Origin of the sequence: Flavobacterium lipolyticum (assembly GCF_020905335.1) — a bacterium.
GTDB lineage: Bacteria > Bacteroidota > Bacteroidia > Flavobacteriales > Flavobacteriaceae > Flavobacterium > Flavobacterium lipolyticum.
This window is the reverse complement of the sequence record NZ_JAJJMN010000001.1, coordinates 1,511,659-1,530,755: the sequence shown is the minus strand read 5'-3', so window position 1 is coordinate 1,530,755 and position 19,097 is coordinate 1,511,659. Positions and strand designations below refer to the sequence as shown.

Below are 19,097 nucleotides of genomic sequence, written 5' to 3'. Positions count from 1 at the left end.
AGACTATGGAATCAAAAGTTAAAATCAGAAAAGTAGAAAAACAGGATTTAGATTTTGTTTACAAAGCAATTTGCGAACTCGAAAATGAAGTTTTAGATTTTGAAATTTTCGAAACGATCTTCAGTGAGAATATTTCGAACCTGAAAAATCTCTATGTAATTGCCGAAAACGAAACGGAAGATTTAGGTTTTATTAGTTTTCATACCCAAAATCTTTTGCATCATTGTGGATTGGTGGGGGAGATTCAGGAGTTCTTTATTCACCAGAAACATCGCGGGCAAGGGGTTGGCAGGTTATTAATAAATGAGGTTTTGCAGTATGCCGATCGGAACAATTTAAAAAGTATTGAAGTGACCACCAATAAAAGACGAGTAGAGAATGTTGCCATTTACGAGAATCTTGGGTTTACTTTAAGTCATAATAAGTTTACGATTTATAAGTAAACTTTGCAGCGATGGGAAGATTCAACATAAAAAAACTGCTGTTTTGTAGGCAGCAGTTTTAATAAATGGGTAATTATGTTGTCATTAATGTGAGTATTCCATACAGATACTGCCAACTGCTGTTTTGTATAAAATCCAACCACATCTGTTTTGTCCGATAGAAGGATAGATTTCTTCGCCGTTACACATCGGATATGGTACACATTCTATAGTACTGGTACCACCGGCATTAATTGATTTTAATTCTTCTTTGGTTAATTTTTCGAAATTTTTCATAAATGGTTTTTTGTTTTTTTGATTTTCCTACTCTATAAGTTTTTCGGATGCCACTTTGATAAAAATATAAATTATTTTTAAATAAATACTTACAAAAGAAAGTTTTTGATTCGGAGTGATTTTTACTTGATGGAAGTTGGGTAAAAGTTTAATATTGTAAATTAATAATTTGTCTAAAGAAAAAATGAAGCAATTAAATACGTCCATAAAACATCATTTGATCGTTGGTGCACTAATTAGTGTTTGGCTATTTGTTTTTGCTTTCATCATTAGACCATTTGACGACGGAACGATCAATTTTAAGTCATGGCTTTTAATTAGTTTAGGCTTTAGTGTTTTGGCATTTTTATGTTATTCAATTGTCGGATTTATTCAAAAGAGTATTTACAAGAAGATATCCAAATGGAATGTTAGTTTAGAAATCGCAAGTATAGTTTTCTTTTATTTGATTTATCTTTTTGGAACTTACACCTATTATAAAAGCCCTATTTTAAACGGAGGATATGATTTTACAGCATTTTTCTCGATTATTTTTATCAAAGTCACCCTGATTTTAACTCCTGTAATTGTTTTGGCAAGACGTTATTTGCTTAAACTGATTCCGATAAAAGAGGATTTTTTGATTGTTAAAGGAGAAAACAAATTAGATGTTTTAAAAATTAAAAAAGCAGATTTGGTTTGTGTTTCGAATGCACAAAATTATGTCGAGATCTTTTATTTGGAAAACAATCAGCTTCGGACAAAATTGATTCGGTCTTCACTCAAAAAAGTAGAGGAAGATTTTGATTTTTTGCTTCAAATTCATCGTTCGCATTTAATAAATCCATTGCATTTTAAATCCTGGAGGAATTCAAATACGATCCTTCTTACTCAAATAGAACTTCCGGTATCCAAAAATTATAAAGCAAGTCTTTTGACTTTGTAATTTCGTACCTAAAACAGTACGTTTTGTACCAAAGCCAATAAAAATGGGGTTTGAGCGGATTTTAAAAAATAGTTTTGCTTCATCAATTTTAAAAATAAATTATGAAAACAAAACACATTTGCCTGCTTGGATTGCTATTTTTTTTGATCAGTTATCTCTTCTTTTCTAAGATTCTGCCAAACTTTCAAAAACCAATCGATTTTGCGCATTGGTTTAATTTAGTTGGAGCCTGTTTGTTGTTGTCATTTAATGATGTGTTTCCGAAAAGCAAGCTAAATTTGATTGCATCAGTATTAACCACTTTTGGTGTTATTGCCCACATTGGCCTTTGCACGATTGATTTTATGATGTGGAGTTTCGGGAATAACGATCTCGCCAGAGAGGCATTGGGCAAGCAGATTAGTGATACACCATCTATTCTTTATCCTTTTGTGATTGTTGGGCCCTCTTTGCTTTTTGTTGGTTTGGCGATTCATGCATTTACTTTTATAAAAACGGAAACCGTAAAATCTTTGATGGTAATTGTTGGTTCGGCTGCTGTGGGATTTTCATTTTTTGCTTTGAAAAATGGCGTTTTGATGCTTTTGAGTTGTTTGGTTTTTGTTTTAGGATTAGGTTTGCTTCTTTATAGAAAAGAAAATCCGGAAACAAATGGAGTATAAGGCAATTGGGAAAGAGTTTTCAGGTAGATTAGAACTTCTGTTTTAATTCATATCTTCGCTTTCATCTTGTGTGAAAATGAGGATAGAAAAAGCAAATACAACCGATAGCGAAATTCTAACACAAATAACCAAAAAGTCAAAAGCTTATTGGGGATATTCAGCAGAACAAATTCAAAAGTGGGAGGTGAATCTTACTATTTCTCCAGATTATATAAGAGAACATGATGTATTCAAATTGGTAAAGGACAAGGTAATAATTGGTTATTATTCTTATCTTTTTGAAGATGAAAAGAATGTAAAAATGGATAATTTATTTATCTTGCCTGAATATATAGGAAAAGGTTTTGGAAAATACCTGTTTCTCGATTTTTTAAACCGAATGAAAGAGGCTGGAATTCAGACCATTCAACTCGATTCAGAACCAAATGCTGAAGGTTTCTACTTAAAAATGGGGTTTGTAAAAATCGGAGCATTCGAAACTTCGATAAAAGACAGGTTTATGCCCATTATGAAAATGAAATTATAATAAATCAAATTAAAATTGAAAAACTATACAAAATACCTGCTTTCGCTCTTTCTGGCTTTTGTCGTGATTGTGAATGATGGTGTTTTAGTTTCTCCCTCAAAATCGGCAGATTATTATCAATCTTCGTTTGTAATTCTGAGAGCTGAGTTAGATTTTTCTAATTCTCGTTTATATAAATTTATTCCATCTGCTTCACGGGTAAGGACGCTGTTTTCGGTTGTTTTAAAGTATCTCGATTTAAGAGATGTTTTTAGTCTTCAAATCAGGGGAGCTCTAAATCTTCAACTATTTCTTTTTCAAAAAGTAAGTTCGTTTATAAAGCAGTCTGTTTTTGTAAATGAAACCGTTAACTCTGCAAATTTTAAAACAAGTTTATACATAGCTTAAAGGGATTCTCTCTTAAGTTTTGATGCGCTTCAATGCATACGATGGTAAAATAATGTCTAATCATTTATCATTTTCAAAATGTATAAACAAAATAATAAAACACGTTTAGAGCAATCTAAGCGACCACTTCATTGGATAAAAAGAAAATTAATAGTAATACTAACTGCTTTCATGCTCGGAATGTCACACGGAATGAATGTGCATGACGAAGCTCTTAAAGGAAATCAAAACTATACGGAACAACATAAGAAGGATTGATTTGTTGTTTAACCGCAAAGAGCGCAAAGATTTTGTCTGTTTAATGTCTTAAAAACGCAATGTTCGCAAAGCTTTGTGTTTATAGGTCGCACAAAACTTAGCGAACATTGCGTAAATCTTAGCGCTCTTTGCGGTTACATCTAAAAGTTAAGTTTAAAAAAAAACCGAAGCAATTTGCCTCGGTTTTCTATTTATTAGAATTTCTTAATCAACCCACTTATAATATCTCGCCCCAATCAAAACAGGGATCTCTTTTTCAATTCGGTCTAAAATCCATTCATTTTTTGGAGTTCTGACGCTTTGTTTTTGTTCTTTTTTGTGAAGGCTTTCGTAAGTGTTGAAATCAATTTCTTTACTTTCCTTCAAATTTTCAAAAAGCTTCACGTTTGCCAGTGCAGCTTTCCATTCCGGCTGAATTGTACCTTCAAAAACTTTCGATTTCGATCCGCTTCCGTAAGCTAAGAATCCAAATTGGGTTCCGGCGATTTCTTTATTGGTATCATAATAATGAGCCAAAGTCGATAACAATCCCATGAAAATAGATCCTGTATAAAGATTACCAATTAAAGACGAAGCCAATTCAGCAGGTTGTAATTTCTCGGTTACAAAATTTCTATATTCTTCAGATTTTGCGACTTCCTTAATTTTAGCCTGATAATCTGCCGGTTCAATGTTTTCTGAAATGATCTTTTCGGCACTGTCTAAAGCGTAAATTTCAGATAACATGCGTCGTCCTTGAAACGAATAGGGAAGGTGCATGATGATGCTGTTCCAGGTAGTGTATAAAGTTTTCGTAGTATTTTTTAGTTTCTTGAAGGAGAAATAAGCATTACGGGTACGATCCATATAACATTGGTTGGAATACTGACCGTCGAAAACCGGTTGGTCTTTATGGATTTCTATTTCGGCTTCTAAATTATCAAACCAAAGATCGTTGTTGGTATTTTGTGTAATTGCTTCTTTTGAAATGCTTCGGTACGGTTTAAAGAAGTCAAAAACTCCTTTTGTGCTGGTTGCCCAATTTTCGTCAAAAGCGATAATTCTGGGGTTAGAAGTCACTAACATTGCAACTGCTCCGGCACCCTGGGTATATTCTCCGGTGGAGTTTAAATCGTATTTGGCAAAATCGGTTGTTACGACAATTGCTTTTTTGGCTGGATTCAATTTTACAAAGTCAATACAATTTTGCAAAGCGTCGACACCACCGATACAGGCAAAAGTAAAATCGACTACATCACATTCCGCCAAAGTATCTTCGCCAAATTTTTGCTCTATCAAACTAATTAAGAACGAACTGATTGGTTTAGAGCTGTCAATACCACTTTCAGTTCCAACATAGATCCTGCTAATTTCGTTTAGGTTGATGTTGTGATCCAGAATAAGTTTCGTTAAAGCATTTGCTCCAAAAACTACTGGATCCTGATGAACATCAGGTAAAGTCATTTGAATTAGTCCAAGGCCTTTTTCTAATTTTTCGGGTTCGATATTTCTGGCAGTCGCCAAAGTTTTTATAGGTAAATGTATGTTGGCTACATCAAAAGAAATAGCGTCAATTCCTGTTTTCATTGTCATTTTTTTTGAAGCCGATAAAGGTAAAATTATGCTCTTAAAATTCCCTTGTTTTCATTCAATAAAATTCGGGCTCGCTTTACTTTTGAGGAAAACAGAGCAAAAAGGGGTGAAAAATAACAATTTGGTAATTATATAAAAACTAGGAATTCGTTAAAATCACTTGCGAAAAATTTCTATTTTATTGTTTTTAAATAATTTGCAATAATATCACCGAAAGCTCTTTAAAATCATTATAAATAACAACGAAATGGTTGTAGTTCATGTCTAATTGCTTTATTTTTGTCTAATTTTTTAAAACAAACTACTTTAACACTTATGGCACAATCTGCACTATTGAATGCTTCCATCTTAAAGAAAGTGGCTATGGCCCTTTCGGGAATATTCTTAATCACGTTTTTAGCGCTGCATGTTTCCTTAAATTTTATTTCTATTATTAGTGAAGATGTTTTTAACGAAGCTTCTCACTTTATGGGATACAATCCGCTGATTCAATATGTAATGCAACCTGTTTTGGCAATCGGAGTAATTTTCCATTTCGTAATGGGATTTGTATTGACTGCTCAAAATAGCGCAGCAAGACCAATTGCTTATGCAAAATACAACGGAGCTGCTAATGCTTCATGGACTTCGAGAAACATGATTATCTCAGGCTTAGTTATTTTGGCTTTCTTAGGATTGCATTTCTATGATTTTTGGTTTCCTGAAGTTACTTACAAATATATTGCAGGTACAGCACCGGACGCGACAAGATATTATGGAGAGCTAGTGCATAAGTTTCATGACCCAATCCGCACAGGTATTTATTGTATCTCATTTGTGTTATTAGGATTTCACCTTTGGCACGGATTCAGTTCATCTCTTCAATCTGTTGGGATGCACAATAAGTATTCTCGATTCTTAAGTAAAGTTGGTTATGGATTTGCGGTTGTAGTACCGGCACTTTTCGTTATCATCGCATTATTTCATCATTTCAATAATTAATATCAATTATAATGGCATTAGATTCAAAAATTCCAAATGGTCCAATATCGGACAAATGGACAAATTATAAAGATCATATTAATTTAGTAAACCCTGCTAACAAACGTAATTTAGATATTATTATAGTTGGAACAGGTTTGGCTGGAGGTTCTGCTGCGGCTACTTTGGCTGAGTTAGGATATAACGTAAAAGCTTTCTGTTTTCAGGATTCACCACGTCGTGCGCACTCTATTGCTGCACAAGGGGGGATCAATGCTGCAAAAAATTATAAAGGTGACGGTGACTCTGTTTACAGATTATTTTATGATACTGTAAAAGGAGGTGACTACCGTGCACGTGAGGCAAACGTTCACCGTTTGGCTGAAGTTTCGGCTAATATTATCGACCAGTGTGTGGCTCAAGGGGTACCATTGGCTCGTGAATATGGTGGATTATTGGATAACCGTTCTTTTGGAGGAACTTTGGTTTCCCGTACTTTTTACGCACAAGGACAAACCGGACAACAATTATTGTTAGGAGCTTATTCTGCAATGAACCGTCAGATTGGTCGTGGAAAAGTAAAAATGTACAACCGTCACGAAATGCTTGACATTGTAATTGTTGACGGAAAAGCGAGAGGTATTATCGCTCGTAACCTTATCACAGGAGAAATTGAAAGACACTCTGCTCATGCGGTAGTAGTAGGTTCAGGAGGATACGGAAACGTGTTTTTCCTTTCAACTAATGCTATGGGAAGTAACGCAACAGCAGCTTGGAAAATACATAAAAAAGGAGCGTTTTTCGCGAATCCTTGTTACACACAAATTCACCCAACTTGTATTCCGGTTTCAGGAGATCACCAGTCAAAATTGACTTTGATGTCTGAATCATTACGTAATGACGGTCGTATTTGGGTTCCTGCAAAATTAGAAGATGCGAAAGCAATTCGTGAAGGAAAGAAAAAAGCAACTGATTTATCTGAAGACGAAAGAGATTATTTCTTAGAAAGAAGATATCCTGCTTTTGGTAACTTAGTACCTCGTGACGTTGCGTCTCGTGCTGCAAAAGAAAGATGTGATGCCGGTTTTGGTGTGAACAAAACAGGAGAAGCGGTTTATTTAGATTTCGCTGCTGCTATTAAACGTTACGGTGCTGAGGCTGCTCACGTAAAAGGATTGAATGAAAATGACAGTGCTTTAGTAACTAAGTTAGGAACGGATATCGTAAAAAGTAAGTACGGAAACTTATTCCAGATGTACTTAAAAATTGTTGACGAAGATCCTTATGTGACGCCAATGATGATTTACCCTGCGGTTCACTACACTATGGGTGGTACCTGGGTTGATTATAACTTAATGACTACCATTCCGGGATGTTTCTCAATCGGAGAGTCTAACTTCTCTGATCACGGAGCAAACAGACTTGGAGCTTCTGCCTTAATGCAAGGTTTAGCAGATGGTTATTTCGTATTACCTTATACTATCGGGGATTATTTGGCTCCGGATATTAAAATGGGACCTATCTCTACAGATTTACCAGAATTCGTAGAAGCAGAAAAAGGAGTAAAAGATCAAATCGAGAAATTTATCAATAATAAAGGAACTCATTCTGTAGATTATTTCCATAAGAAATTAGGGAAAATCATGTGGGATAAAGTAGGTATGGCTCGTAATGCTAAAGGTTTAGCCGAAGCTATCGAAGAAATTGCCGCTTTACGTGAAGAGTTTTATAAAGACGTAAAAGTACCTGGAAGTGCTAACGAATTTAACCAGGAATTAGAAAAAGCAACTCGTGTTGCTGATTTCTTAGAATTGGGAGAGTTGTTCGCAAAAGATGCTTTACACCGTAACGAATCTTGTGGAGGTCACTTCCGTGAAGAGTATCAAACAGAAGAAGGTGAAGCACTTCGTGATGATGAGAACTTTGCATACGTTGCAGCTTGGGAATACAAAGGAAAACCAAGTGACGCAGTATTACACAAAGAACCTCTGGTTTACGAAAACATCAAATTAGTACAACGTAGTTATAAATAGGGTTTAGTCCAAAGTCCTAAGTCCAAAGTCTTAAAGTATTAAGCTTTCGATTTTTGACTTTATGACTTTAGACTTTAAGACTTTTAAACTTATAGAAAATGAAACTTACATTAAAAATATGGCGTCAGAAAAACGCCCAAGATAAAGGAGGGATTGTAGAATATCCTATTGACGGAATTGAACCGGATATGTCTTTCCTTGAAATGCTTGACGTTCTTAACGAACAATTGATCAATAAAGGAGACGAACCGGTAGCATTTGACCACGATTGTCGCGAAGGAATTTGCGGAATGTGTTCTTTGTTTATCAACGGAGAAGCGCATGGACCAGACAGAGGAGTTACTACTTGTCAATTGCACATGCGTATGTTCAAAGATGGTGATACGATTTTTATCGAGCCATTTAGAGCAAAAGCTTTCCCTGTAATTAAAGATTTAGTAGTTGATAGAAGTTCTTTTGACAGAATTCAACATGCAGGAGGATTTATCTCTGTAAATACTTCAGGTAATACAATTGATGCAAATACAATTCCAATCAACAAAGACGATGCAGATAAATCTTTTGATGCTGCAGCTTGTATTGGTTGTGGAGCTTGTGTGGCAACTTGTAAAAACTCATCAGCAATGTTGTTCGTTTCTGCAAAAGTATCTCAATACGCTTTATTACCGCAAGGTAAAGTTGAAGCAGTTGACCGTGTTTTAAATATGGTTCACCAAATGGATGCAGAAGGTTTTGGTAACTGTACAAATACCGGAGCTTGTGAGGTAGAATGTCCTAAAGGAATCTCTCTTGAAAATATCGCACGTATGAACCGTGAGTATTTAGCAGCAAGCTTGAAAGGATAATTTAAAACGTATCTTTTTAGTTATATAAAAAAGCATCCGCCTTTATGGCGGATGCTTTTTTTTTTTGTTAGCTCGAGAGGAGCGATAGGTGTTAGATTGTAAATAGATATCGCTCCTCTGGAGCTTTTTTTATAGGTCTTGTTGAAGTTTTATAAATAGAGTACCCCGTTGGGGTTTTACTGTTGCTTTTTTACGAATTTTTGTTCCATCAAAGGAGTTGTTATTTTGGGTTATCACTTTTGTGCTTTTACTCGAAATAGAATTGCGAAGCGCTGATTTCCTGTTTTTCTTTTCCTTCGGGTTGGATAAAACAATTTAAAGTAGTTCCGCCAATCTGGTCAAAATAACTGATATTGAATTTGTGGAAACCTTTTTCGAGTTTCACGACTCCGTAGGCTTCGTTGAGCCAATGTATTCCATCGTTATTCACGATCAGTTCATTGTCAATAAAAAGCTTCGATCCGTCGTCTGAGAGCGTTGAAAAGGTATAATTTGCAGTTTCCGGAATGTAGATATATCCGTCGAATTTTAAGCCAATATAGCGCTCTTTTTTCGTTTTCCATTTTTCGCTGCTTATGGTGCCTTCAAAAATTCCCGAATTCACTGGTTTTACTAATTCTAAATCCTGAACCTGCTGAAATAAGGTTCCGACAAAATACTCGTATTTCAAACCTTGTTTGGTTGGTTTTACAGCTAATGCAGGTTTTAAATCAGGATTTCGGAGTATAATTTTGTTGATTGAACTTTTTCTTCCGCTTGGGCTAATCTGAACGGTTTTTACGGTTCTGAATTCTCCTTTTGGAACGTGTATCGCGACAGGTTTGGTATAAAGTTCTGCCGTTTCATCCGGATTATAGCCGTCGATGGTATAGAAAATTTGTCCGTTTTTGATGGTTGGTTTTAGATCCAGGGTATATTTTGAAGTGATTAAAGCGGTTTCGTTTGCTCCAAACGGTGTTGGTACTTTGTATAATCTTTTCTGTAGTTCCAGTTTTTCTAAATGATGCGGCATGCGATTCAGAACAAAATTATGGTAATTTTTATTTTGTGGGGCTGTCCAGGCTATCTCTGCTAAAGCAAACATTCGGGGATAAAGCTGATAATTTAGTTTGGCCGGACTCGTTAAATATTCCGACCACAGATTGGACTGTACGCCCATGATGTATTTTTGTTCGTCAATCGTTAAACTGTCAACTGGAGTCGGGTTGTAGTTGTACATTTTTTCGACTGTGACTAATCTTCCCACCGTTAAAGGTTCATTTGGAGAATACGCCTGATTGTAATCCAGATACAAAATGTGCTCGGGATTCATGATGACAAAATGCTTTTGTTTGGCTGCGGCAATTCCGCCCGATTCTCCGCGCCAGGACATTACTGCTGCATTTGGAGTCAGGCCGCCTTCGAGCATTTCGTCCCAACCGAGAATTTGTCTTCCATTGTTGTTTAGGAATTTTTCGATTCTGGTGGTAAGATAAGTTTGTAATTCGTGTTCGTTTTTCAATCCTAATTCTTTGATCTTTTTTTGACAGTTTGGACATTCTTTCCATCTGGCTTTTGGGCATTCGTCACCACCAATGTGAATGTATTTGCTAGGGAATAACGCCATGACTTCAGTTAAGACATCTTCCAGAAAAGTAAAGGTTTCTTCTTTTCCGGCACAGAAGATATCTTCAAACACTCCCCAGTATTCAATAACTTTATAAGGGCGATCCGGAAAACAGGATAAATTTGGATAAGCGGTAACGGCTGCAGTGGCATGTCCTGGCATTTCGATTTCGGGGATCACATTGACATAATGTTCTTCAGCAAATTTTACCACGTCCTTGATTTCTTCCTGAGTATAAAAGCCTCCGTAAGGATTTCCGTCAAAAAAATAAGGGAATCTCTCGAACTTATTTCCTACGAGAGTCTGGGCTCTTTTCGAGCCTACTTCGGTTAGCTTCGGGTATTTTTTGATTTCAATTCTCCAGCCCTGATCGTCCGTTAAATGCCAATGGAAATTATTTAATTTATAACTGGACATCTGAGCGATAAAATCTTTTATAACATCAACAGAAAAAAAGTGACGGCAAACGTCTAAATGCAGGCCTCGGTAATCGTATCTCGGTTCATCCTCTATCGTCACACAAGGAAGTTTTATTTCCTGACTTTTAGGTTTGTTCGGAAGCATTTGCAATAAACTCTGAACTGCATAAAACAATCCTTCTTCACTTCCGGTAACGGTTATTTTTTTAGGAGTGATTGCAATTTTATATCCTTCTTTTTTTAGAGAGGAAGCAGGATTTTGTGTTAGGAATAAAACATCGATAGTGCTTTTTTTCTTTGAGGTGTTAGCATTTATAGCAGACTCCAACAGCTTTGCTGTTTTTTGTTCTTTAACACTGAATTTATTTTTCTCAAAAAGCACTTTAATTTGCCCATTTAAACGAATACTGTCTCCGGTGGCTTTGTAGAAATTAGGAGCCGGAATGATCGAATTATTATTTAAGGAAGTCTGGGCACTTCCAAAAGAATAACAAAATAGTAAAAGAATAAAAATATTTTTTTGCATGATTACTTTTTTGGTTTGTTAAACAAATGTAAGGTTTGTTGGGTGATTTGCATTTTTTTTGCAAATGCTATTTGTATTTAAAAGTCTTTATAATAGATGAATTAACGTTATTATTACACTGTATTCTAATTTGTTTCGCAATAATATTGCATTAATTGTTTACATTTGCTTTACTAAAATTGAACATGCATGAATAATGATAATGAAGTGGTTAATTACACCAAGGAAGAACGTAAAAATCTTATTTTAAAAGAGATTAACCTGCACACTCGTGTAAGTTTTGAAACCCTTTCGGCTAAATTATTTGTTTCAGAAGATACTGTGAGACGAGATATTAATGAACTTGAATCAGAGTCCTTATTGATTAAAGTAAAAGGTGGTGCGATGACAAAAGCCTATCACCATTCTTCTTCCAATCAAACTTATGCAGGAGAAGCAAAACAAACCATTGCACAGAAAACTTTAGGTTTACTTCGTGATGGTATGGTTTTATTACTTGGTGGCGGAACAACCATCAGAGAGTTTATCCGATTGATTCCTGACACTTTAAACCTGACGATTTTTACCGTTACCGTTTTATCGGCGGTTGAACTTCTGGACAAACCCAATGTTAAAATTATCATGATTGGCGGCAGCATTTCGTCGTACAGCCAAATGTGTGTGAGCGGTGATGTTTACAATCAGCTGGCAAATATTAAAGTCGATTTGTTAATATTAGGAACCAATGCCTTAGACATCGAAGGCGGCTTTTCAGATTCGGACTGGGAAACAGTTCAGGTCAAAAAAGCGATGATTCAGGCTTCTGAAAAAACAGCCATTCTTACGATTTCTGAAAAACTGGATACAGTTCTAAAAATGAAAATTGCCAACTTATCCGAGGTTGATTACGTGGTGACGGAAGTAGATCCCGATCACGAAAAACTACAGTCGTATAAGAAGGCAGTTCCCAGTTTAGTTTTTGTTTAATCCCAGTTTTTTAGTAAAAAGTTGATCCAGTTTTGATGAAAAATTTTATTTAAATCTTCATCTGAATAGCCATGATTTTTAAAGATCAGAACTAGTTTCTGCAAATCGGCAATAGTGTTTAAATCGTACGGAGATTGCTCTGTACCAAAAGCACCATCAAGATCAGAACCTACTCCTATATGATTGGCATTTCCGGCCAATTGACAGATGTGATCCATGTGTCTGAAAACAGTTTCAAGATTGCAGTTAGTTCCCTGTGGGGTTGAAACTCCTCTTTCCCAATTCGGAACCAGCATCCAGGCGTCTAAAGCTCCTCCTATAACGGCTCCTCGTGAAATCAAAGCTTTGATCATTTCGTCGCTGTATTGACGGTTGTGATCTACCAGACTTCGGCAATTGTTGTGGCTTGCCCAGACCGGTCCGTTGTAGTGGTCTAATGCCTGCCAGAAAGCATCATCACACAAATGAGTGGCATCCAGAATAATGTTCAGACGTTCCATTTCTTTGAGTAAATCAAGTCCGTTTTGCTGCATTTTTCCGGTGGCATCTGTTCCGTTTGCGTATCGGCCAGGACCGTAATGTGCGGGTCCGATAGCGCGTAATCCGTATTGATGTGCTTTTTGCAAGTAAGAAATATCGATAATAGAATCGGCACCTTCTAGACTTAAAATATAACCAATCGGTTTTTTATCATTTGGGGTTCCGTCATTCCATAAATCAATCTGTTTCAGTAGCGATTTTTTGTCTGTAATAGGAGTTATTTCTCCGGCTTCTTCCATGGCTTTGTACCAGACGAGCTGCCCTTGTGTTTGTGCCCATGCCTGCTCAGGAGAGTTCCAGCCGGGAATAAGACTGTCGGGTTTTACAAATCGTGCAATTTGAGTGGCGACCACAATTCCAATATTTCCTTTTCGCAAATCAGGAAAAGAAACAGTGGCACGTTCGCGATCGGGTTTGTCTGTCATACCTTTTTCTAAATGGCGTAAGGTGGCAACATCGTTTCGTAGGTCTCTGTTCCATTCCATCGCATTCATGCTAAGGTCTAAATGGGCATCTATTATAAACATAGTATTTTAAGGTTCTAAGGTTCTGAGGTTCTAAGGTTCTGAGGTTTTCTACAAGGTCTATGGTCTTTTTTCTTTTCTCTATTCTCTTGGTTCTATTCTCTTTCTTCTTGATTCTATTTTCTTGATTCTATCTTCTTGACTCTATACCTCTTCACTAGATATTAATTTTCCGATTTCTCGCAACCACAAGCCACTGATCACAAATCTGCTGTTCGCTATTGACTACCTGAACGGAATCGTACAATGCGCAAGTGGGGCAAACGTGGTAGGGCTGCGCATAAATAGTATCACCAATCGCATAGTTGTTTTTACCTCGATTTTCGATGACCAGATGCTCTTCAGAATGTGAAATTGGGATCAGGTCGTTGTCATTTAAAATGACCAGTCTTTTATCGATAGGATTTTCAGAAGCGACCGCTTTGTACCCAATGTCGATACAAAAAGTAGTATCGGTTGGTTTTGAGATGATGGTTCCAACGATTGCTAAAGCGGGTTCGAAATGTTGCTCCGGTAAGTTAATTTGATAGTTGGAATCCCAGAAGACAAAAGTTCCCGGACTGCATTCTACATTTTTCTGCGTGGCATAAAAAGGAAAGGTGTTAGATCCTCCTGCTACAATTTTTAATTCATAACCCAGTTTTTTCTGTATACTTTCAATTTCTTCGTTGATGCTAAAGAAGATATTTGAGGCAACCGAATTTCGATGTTCAACATCTCCTTTCAGATGACCATCATACAGGTGAATACCTGCAAAATGAATATTTTTTAGTTTGATGATTTCATCAATCAGGGCTTCCCAGTTTTTAGAAATTGAAATTCCGGTTCTGTTCATTCCGGAGTTCAGATCCAGGTAAAGGGTAAGTTTTAGGTTGTTTTTATGTGCCGCGATATCCAGTGCTTTTGCCGATTCGTAATTGTCAACAATGGTCGAAAAAGCGGTAGCAGGATATTTTTTAAGTAAGGAAATCCATCGCTCTTTTTTATTGCCTACAGGCTGATAGGCGAGAAGTACGTCTTCAATTTCGTGTATGGCAGCAAGTTCTGCTTCGGCAATTGTGGCGCATTTAACTTTGTTGATATTATAGGTTTTAAACAAGTCCAGAATCTCCCCAATTTTATGGGTTTTGATGTGTGGTCTTAATTTTTGAGTATCACCGTTCACAGATTCTATCAAACGTTCAATGTTGGTCTGAATGCGATCTTCGTAAACGGCCAAAAATGGGGTGTCTACACGGATTTCGGAGCTAATTTTCCACCAATTGTTTTGCATAACTTAGTTTCTTGTTTTTTTGACAACTTCAATTAAATTCTGAAAAGCCTTAAGTGACTGCTCATAACTTAAATCAAGCATCATTTCTTTAGTAAATAAATTAGAACCAATTCCAACGCAAACCACTCCTGATTTGAACCAGGATTTCAGGTTGCTTTCTTCTAAGGTTACTCCGCCGGTTGGCATTATTTTTAAGTTTGGGAAAGGGGCTCTGATGGCTTTTACATATCCGGGACCACCAATTTTATCGGCCGGAAAAAGTTTTACAATTTCAGCACCTAATTTATTGGCATGAAGTATTTCATTTAAGGTCGCGGCTCCGGGAATCCAGTAAATGTTGTTTTTGAAACAATAGTTCCCAATTTCCGGATCGGTATGTGGACAAACAATGCAATCTGCTCCTAACTGATGAAAGGTTTCGGCATCCTGAACGCTTAATATAGATCCCACGGCTATCTTAACCTCTAAATTATTTGCTTTTTTAAAATGGATCATTTGGCTAAAAACTTCTTTAGCATCAGTTGCACGAGCGGCAAACTCGATAATTTTTATGCCAGCATCAGCCGCCGATTGCAAGACTATTTGGGCTGTTTCAATGTTGATTTGTGTCACTAACGGAAGTACACCTTGCGTTTTTAATATGCTGTACATGTTTTTGTTTTATCTGTTAATTCTGTTACTTGAGCCATTTTTAATAAAATGATTTACTTCGTCAGGAGTGCTTATGGCAAAATCTCCGTGAATACTTTGTTTGATGACGCCGCAGGCAGTTGCCCACTCGATGCAATCCTGACCGGATAATTTATGAGTCAGTCCGTATAATAATCCTGCGTTGAAGGCATCTCCGGAACCTATTTGGTCTGTTACGACCTGTATTTTGTGTTCGGGTGTTTGATAGAAATTGCCTTCATGAAGCAATAACCCTTTGTATAAATGCGCCGGTCCGTCAGACTTTCTGAAACTCATGGCGAGTGTTTGCAGAAAAGGCATTTTTACTTTTAACAATTCGTATGTTTTTTGAAAACGGTCGGCATCAGATTCTCGTGCGTCAGTTTTGATTCCGAAATAAATTTCAATCGCATCTAAATCGGCAACCGTAATGGTGCTGTATTGAAGTAAATCAGGCATGACTTCTGACGGATGTTTTCCGTATTGCCATAATTTGGAGCGATAGTTAAAGTCAGAAGAAATAGGTAGTCCTTTTTGATGTGCCGCGAGAATGGCTTCTTTACAGACCAGAGAGGCTTCATGCGAAACTCCCGGACTTATTCCGGACCAATGAAAATGGGTCACATCGGCCAAAGCTAAATCCCAGTTAATCTGATCTTTTTGTATGGTCGCAAAGGACGAATTGCTTCGGTCGTAAATGACTTGCGATTGTCGGATCTGATTTCCGGCCTCGACAAAGTATAAACCTAAACGGTCTCCGCCATAAACACATTTCGAGGTGTTTACTTTGTATTTCTGAAGTTCGTTTACAGCCAATTGTGCTAAGTCATTTTGAGGTAATCGGGTAATGTAATCGGTGGGTATCCCAAGTTGGGAAAGTAAAACACAAACATTTGCTTCGGCACCACCCACGTAAACTTTTATTTCGTTGGCCTGTGTAAATCGATTTCCGTTGGCAACATTCATCCGGAGTAATAATTCACCGAAAGTTGCGATTTTTGTTTGTGAGGTATTTGTATTCATGTTTTTTGTTTTTTTGCCACTCCCGATAGTTGTCGGAATTATATTGATTTATAAACTTAGCGATTATTTTTTTAACACATAGAAGCATAGTTTTTGAAACCTTGTAATAGGCGTTTCACTTGCATTAATACACACAGCTATGTGCGAAAACGAGTTTTTTTGTTATTCTCAATGAAGTAAAAAAATCTATGTTTCTATGTGTTTAATTCTTTCGCCACGAATTTCACTAATTTTCGCAAATCAGTGCGTGAAAAATTAATTCGTGCTAATTCGTGAAATTCGTTGCAAACAAAAAAATCAATTTAATCATTAAAATCTGTGACATAACTTTTTAATATAATTCGAAAACGGCTTCTACTTCAACAGGAATATTTTCCGGTAAAGATCCCATACATAGACTTAGCGATTATTTTTTTAACACATAGGAGCATAGTTTTTGAAACCTTGTAATAGGCGTTTCACTTGCATTAATACACACAGCTATGTGCGAAAACGAGTTTTTTTGTTATTCTCAATGAAGTAAAAAAATCTATGTTTCTATGTGTTTAATTCTTTCGCCACGAATTTCACTAATTTTCGCAAATCAGTACGTGAAAAATTAATTCGTGCTAATTCGTGAAATTCGTTGCAAACAAAAAAATCAATTTAATCATTAAAATCTGTGACATAACTTTTTAATATAATTCGAAAACGGCTTCTACTTCAACGGGAATATTGTCCGGTAAAGAGCCCATTCCTACGGCGCTTCGTACTCCAATTCCGTTTTCGGGTCCCCATACTTCGGCAAATAATTCACTGCAGCCGTTTATAACGTATGGATGTCTTAAGAACTCGCCATTGCAGTTTACCATTCCGAGTACTTTTATAACTTTTTTTACTTTGTTCAGGCTTCCAAAATTGGTTACAATTGTAGAAAGCATGGTTAATCCGACTTGCCTTGCGGCTAATTTTCCTTCTTCGATGTCCATGTCATCACCAATTCGGCCAATGATTAAGGATTTGTCGTCTCTTACAGGCCCGTGACCTGAAAGGTATAAATATTTACCATCAACTAAATAGGGCTTGTATATTCCTAGAGGCTGAGGCGCCGGAGGAAGGGACAATCCAAGGGTTTCAAATTTTTCTTGTGGTAATAAATTCATGATATTAATGTATTATAGTGTTTAAAATAAAAATGAAAATGATTCCTAAAACGGATACTAAGGATTCCATAACGGTCCATGATTTGAAAGTATCTTTCAGGCTGATGTTAAAATATTCTTTGAACATCCAAAAGCTTGGGTCGTTTACGTGAGAGCACATTAAACTTCCTGCTCCAACAGACAGTACTAATAGGTTAGGGTCAAGTCCGGCAGTTTGCAATAAAGGCAATAGAACCGTGGCGGTCATTAGTCCGGCCGCTGTTGCTGAACCTACGCAAACACGAATGATCGCTGCCATCATCCATGCCAATAAATAAGGATGAATGTTGATTTGTGTTAAAGCTGTAACGATGGTTTCGTTTACACCGCTTACAATCATGACTTCTTTCAGACCGCCGGCCCCTCCAACAATTAAAACGATTAAGGCAACATCTTTGATCGCAACGGCATAGTCCTCCATTACTGAGGTAATGCTGCGGTTCATTCTGATGCCTAAAGTGTAAGTACAGATCAGTAAAGAGATCAGCATAATCATGCTTGGTTCTCCAATTGTTTTGCAGATATCAGCCAGAGTTTCATTTTTAGAAATCATAGGTGCTATCGAAGTCACTGTTAATCCAAAAACCGGAAATAAAGCAGAGAACAGACTCAATGAAAAGCTTGGAAGTTTGCCTTCGTTTGCAACTTCTTCAACGTTTAAGATTTCGTGATCCGATTCGGTTTTGATGTTTTTGAGTAAATTCGAAAACAATAGACCTGCAATAAAAATGGTTGGTATGGCGATGATAATTCCATAAACTAAAACGAGTCCAAGATCGGCATTAAAAATACTGCTTAAAGCCATTGGAGACGGATGTGGGGGTAAGAAACCGTGTGCTACTGAAAGCGACGCCAGCATTGGAATACCCAGATATACTTTTGACAGCTTAAATTGATGGGCTACTGAGAAGATTAAGGGTACTAACAAAACAAAACCAACACTATAAAATAGAGGTATCCCAACAATAAATCCGGTAATCATTAAGCCAAGGCGAACGTATTTTTTACCCGTCCATCCCATAACCGTTTTGGCAATAACATTGGCGGCGCCTGATGAAACGGTAAGTTTACCAATACAGGTTCCGAAAACAATAATCAGCGTAATAGATCCTAACATTTCGCCCAAACCTTTTTGTACAGTTTGTGATAAAGTATTTATTGGCAGGCCTAAAAAAAGACCTGCTAGTAAAGCTGTTATGATAAAGGCAATAAACGGATTGATTTTAAACCAGGCGATCTGGACGATTAGAAACGCAATGCATGCCGTAAGAATTAAAATGCTCATTTATCTGTTGTATTAGTAACTCCGCAGAGTGTAATTCGTATAAAATTGATTAAACACATAGCAACATAGATTTTTTTACTTAATAAAAGAATAACAAAAAAAAGTTAGCTTTTAAAACATAGTCCCGATGCATCGGGATGCGTATTAATGCAAGTGAAACATCTTTTTAGGATTACAGGATCTATGTCTCTATGTGTT

General features: G+C 36.7%; 18 protein-coding genes. 9 read left to right on the top strand and 9 right to left on the bottom strand.

Annotated features, from left to right (window positions below; all coding sequences use genetic code 11):
* The first annotated feature begins 5 nt into the window (after nt 1-5).
* On the top strand, nt 6-443 hold the full coding sequence (locus LNQ34_RS06850) for a GNAT family N-acetyltransferase (RefSeq protein WP_229999038.1): 438 nt from the start codon (nt 6-8) through the stop codon (nt 441-443).
* A gap of 84 nt (nt 444-527) precedes the next feature.
* On the opposite strand, the gene LNQ34_RS06845 is transcribed toward LNQ34_RS06850, so the two are convergent.
* On the bottom strand, nt 528-719 hold the full coding sequence (locus LNQ34_RS06845; protein ID WP_202700583.1) for a bacteriocin-like protein: 192 nt from the start codon (nt 717-719) through the stop codon (nt 528-530).
* A 184-nt stretch (nt 720-903) separates the two neighbouring features.
* Here LNQ34_RS06845 and LNQ34_RS06840 point away from each other — a divergent pair, with 184 nt between their 5' ends.
* From LNQ34_RS06840 to LNQ34_RS06825, 4 genes are all read left to right on the top strand, one after another.
* Nucleotides 904-1,644 (top strand): LytTR family DNA-binding domain-containing protein, encoded by a 741-nt coding sequence (locus LNQ34_RS06840; RefSeq protein ID WP_229999037.1) that lies wholly within the window; start codon nt 904-906, stop codon nt 1,642-1,644.
* 101 nt (nt 1,645-1,745) lie between these two features.
* A complete protein-coding gene (locus LNQ34_RS06835) occupies nt 1,746-2,306 on the top strand; it encodes a hypothetical protein (RefSeq protein ID WP_229999036.1) in 561 nt (186 codons plus the stop codon).
* A gap of 76 nt (nt 2,307-2,382) precedes the next feature.
* Complete coding sequence (locus tag LNQ34_RS06830) at nt 2,383-2,832, top strand: GNAT family N-acetyltransferase (RefSeq protein WP_202700586.1); 450 nt, start codon at nt 2,383-2,385, stop codon at nt 2,830-2,832.
* Between the two features lie 15 nt (nt 2,833-2,847).
* On the top strand, nt 2,848-3,219 hold the full coding sequence (locus tag LNQ34_RS06825; RefSeq protein WP_202700587.1) for a hypothetical protein: 372 nt from the start codon (nt 2,848-2,850) through the stop codon (nt 3,217-3,219).
* A gap of 462 nt (nt 3,220-3,681) precedes the next feature.
* Here LNQ34_RS06825 and LNQ34_RS06815 read toward each other — a convergent pair whose 3' ends face one another.
* Nucleotides 3,682-5,043, bottom strand: coding sequence for a hydroxymethylglutaryl-CoA synthase family protein (locus LNQ34_RS06815; protein WP_229999034.1), 1,362 nt, complete (start codon nt 5,041-5,043; stop codon nt 3,682-3,684).
* 321 nt (nt 5,044-5,364) lie between these two features.
* Between LNQ34_RS06815 and LNQ34_RS06810 the strand changes: the two genes are divergently transcribed.
* The 3 genes from LNQ34_RS06810 (at nt 5,365) to LNQ34_RS06800 (ending at nt 8,887) form a co-directional block, all read left to right on the top strand.
* The gene (locus LNQ34_RS06810) at nt 5,365-6,030 is read left to right on the top strand and encodes a succinate dehydrogenase cytochrome b subunit (RefSeq protein WP_017497708.1); all 666 of its coding nucleotides are present in this window, start codon (nt 5,365-5,367) and stop codon (nt 6,028-6,030) included.
* Nucleotides 6,031-6,041: 11 nt separating this feature from the next.
* A complete protein-coding gene (locus LNQ34_RS06805; protein ID WP_017497709.1) occupies nt 6,042-8,042 on the top strand; it encodes a fumarate reductase/succinate dehydrogenase flavoprotein subunit in 2,001 nt (666 codons plus the stop codon).
* A gap of 98 nt (nt 8,043-8,140) precedes the next feature.
* Nucleotides 8,141-8,887 carry a succinate dehydrogenase/fumarate reductase iron-sulfur subunit gene (locus tag LNQ34_RS06800; RefSeq protein ID WP_017497710.1) on the top strand — a complete coding sequence of 249 codons (747 nt, stop codon included), beginning with the start codon at nt 8,141-8,143 and terminating at the stop codon, nt 8,885-8,887.
* A 247-nt stretch (nt 8,888-9,134) separates the two neighbouring features.
* Here LNQ34_RS06800 and LNQ34_RS06795 read toward each other — a convergent pair whose 3' ends face one another.
* Complete coding sequence (locus tag LNQ34_RS06795; RefSeq protein WP_229999033.1) at nt 9,135-11,438, bottom strand: family 20 glycosylhydrolase; 2,304 nt, start codon at nt 11,436-11,438, stop codon at nt 9,135-9,137.
* 189 nt (nt 11,439-11,627) lie between these two features.
* On the opposite strand from LNQ34_RS06795, the gene LNQ34_RS06790 reads away from it, so the two are divergent.
* Nucleotides 11,628-12,404, top strand: coding sequence for a DeoR/GlpR family DNA-binding transcription regulator (locus LNQ34_RS06790; protein WP_202700590.1), 777 nt, complete (start codon nt 11,628-11,630; stop codon nt 12,402-12,404).
* On the opposite strand, the gene LNQ34_RS06785 is transcribed toward LNQ34_RS06790, so the two are convergent.
* The 6 genes from LNQ34_RS06785 to LNQ34_RS06760 form a co-directional block, all read right to left on the bottom strand.
* A complete protein-coding gene (locus LNQ34_RS06785) occupies nt 12,401-13,471 on the bottom strand; it encodes a dipeptidase (RefSeq protein WP_229999032.1) in 1,071 nt (356 codons plus the stop codon). The two genes, LNQ34_RS06790 and LNQ34_RS06785, sit on opposite strands and share 4 nt — an antisense overlap.
* A gap of 154 nt (nt 13,472-13,625) precedes the next feature.
* On the bottom strand, nt 13,626-14,741 hold the full coding sequence (locus tag LNQ34_RS06780; protein WP_229999031.1) for a D-TA family PLP-dependent enzyme: 1,116 nt from the start codon (nt 14,739-14,741) through the stop codon (nt 13,626-13,628).
* 3 nt (nt 14,742-14,744) lie between these two features.
* Nucleotides 14,745-15,392, bottom strand: coding sequence for a bifunctional 4-hydroxy-2-oxoglutarate aldolase/2-dehydro-3-deoxy-phosphogluconate aldolase (locus LNQ34_RS06775; RefSeq protein WP_202700593.1), 648 nt, complete (start codon nt 15,390-15,392; stop codon nt 14,745-14,747).
* A 9-nt stretch (nt 15,393-15,401) separates the two neighbouring features.
* Entirely contained in the window at nt 15,402-16,433 is a 1,032-nt protein-coding gene (locus LNQ34_RS06770; protein WP_229999030.1) for a sugar kinase, read from the bottom strand.
* 674 nt (nt 16,434-17,107) lie between these two features.
* The gene (locus LNQ34_RS06765) at nt 17,108-17,575 is read right to left on the bottom strand and encodes a RidA family protein (protein WP_017497717.1); all 468 of its coding nucleotides are present in this window, start codon (nt 17,573-17,575) and stop codon (nt 17,108-17,110) included.
* A 4-nt stretch (nt 17,576-17,579) separates the two neighbouring features.
* Nucleotides 17,580-18,899: a GntP family permease gene (locus LNQ34_RS06760; protein ID WP_202700595.1), complete on the bottom strand. Its 1,320-nt coding sequence runs from the start codon at nt 18,897-18,899 to the stop codon at nt 17,580-17,582.
* Nucleotides 18,900-19,097 lie beyond the last annotated feature (198 nt).

Excerpts from the sequence above, each read along its gene's own strand:
- LNQ34_RS06850 (WP_229999038.1), top strand. The coding sequence starts at position 6 with ATGGAATCAAAAGTTAAAATCAGAAAAGTAGAAAAACAGGATTTAGAT.
- LNQ34_RS06845 (WP_202700583.1), bottom strand. The coding sequence starts at position 719 with ATGAAAAATTTCGAAAAATTAACCAAAGAAGAATTAAAATCAATTAAT.
- LNQ34_RS06840 (WP_229999037.1), top strand. The coding sequence starts at position 904 with ATGAAGCAATTAAATACGTCCATAAAACATCATTTGATCGTTGGTGCA.
- LNQ34_RS06835 (WP_229999036.1), top strand. The coding sequence starts at position 1,746 with ATGAAAACAAAACACATTTGCCTGCTTGGATTGCTATTTTTTTTGATC.
- LNQ34_RS06830 (WP_202700586.1), top strand. The coding sequence starts at position 2,383 with ATGAGGATAGAAAAAGCAAATACAACCGATAGCGAAATTCTAACACAA.
- LNQ34_RS06815 (WP_229999034.1), bottom strand. The coding sequence starts at position 5,043 with ATGAAAACAGGAATTGACGCTATTTCTTTTGATGTAGCCAACATACAT.
- LNQ34_RS06810 (WP_017497708.1), top strand. The coding sequence starts at position 5,365 with ATGGCACAATCTGCACTATTGAATGCTTCCATCTTAAAGAAAGTGGCT.
- LNQ34_RS06805 (WP_017497709.1), top strand. The coding sequence starts at position 6,042 with ATGGCATTAGATTCAAAAATTCCAAATGGTCCAATATCGGACAAATGG.
- LNQ34_RS06800 (WP_017497710.1), top strand. The coding sequence starts at position 8,141 with ATGAAACTTACATTAAAAATATGGCGTCAGAAAAACGCCCAAGATAAA.
- LNQ34_RS06795 (WP_229999033.1), bottom strand. The coding sequence starts at position 11,438 with ATGCAAAAAAATATTTTTATTCTTTTACTATTTTGTTATTCTTTTGGA.
- LNQ34_RS06790 (WP_202700590.1), top strand. The coding sequence starts at position 11,628 with ATGAATAATGATAATGAAGTGGTTAATTACACCAAGGAAGAACGTAAA.
- LNQ34_RS06785 (WP_229999032.1), bottom strand. The coding sequence starts at position 13,471 with ATGTTTATAATAGATGCCCATTTAGACCTTAGCATGAATGCGATGGAA.
- LNQ34_RS06780 (WP_229999031.1), bottom strand. The coding sequence starts at position 14,741 with ATGCAAAACAATTGGTGGAAAATTAGCTCCGAAATCCGTGTAGACACC.
- LNQ34_RS06775 (WP_202700593.1), bottom strand. The coding sequence starts at position 15,392 with ATGTACAGCATATTAAAAACGCAAGGTGTACTTCCGTTAGTGACACAA.
- LNQ34_RS06770 (WP_229999030.1), bottom strand. The coding sequence starts at position 16,433 with ATGAATACAAATACCTCACAAACAAAAATCGCAACTTTCGGTGAATTA.
- LNQ34_RS06765 (WP_017497717.1), bottom strand. The coding sequence starts at position 17,575 with ATGAATTTATTACCACAAGAAAAATTTGAAACCCTTGGATTGTCCCTT.
- LNQ34_RS06760 (WP_202700595.1), bottom strand. The coding sequence starts at position 18,899 with ATGAGCATTTTAATTCTTACGGCATGCATTGCGTTTCTAATCGTCCAG.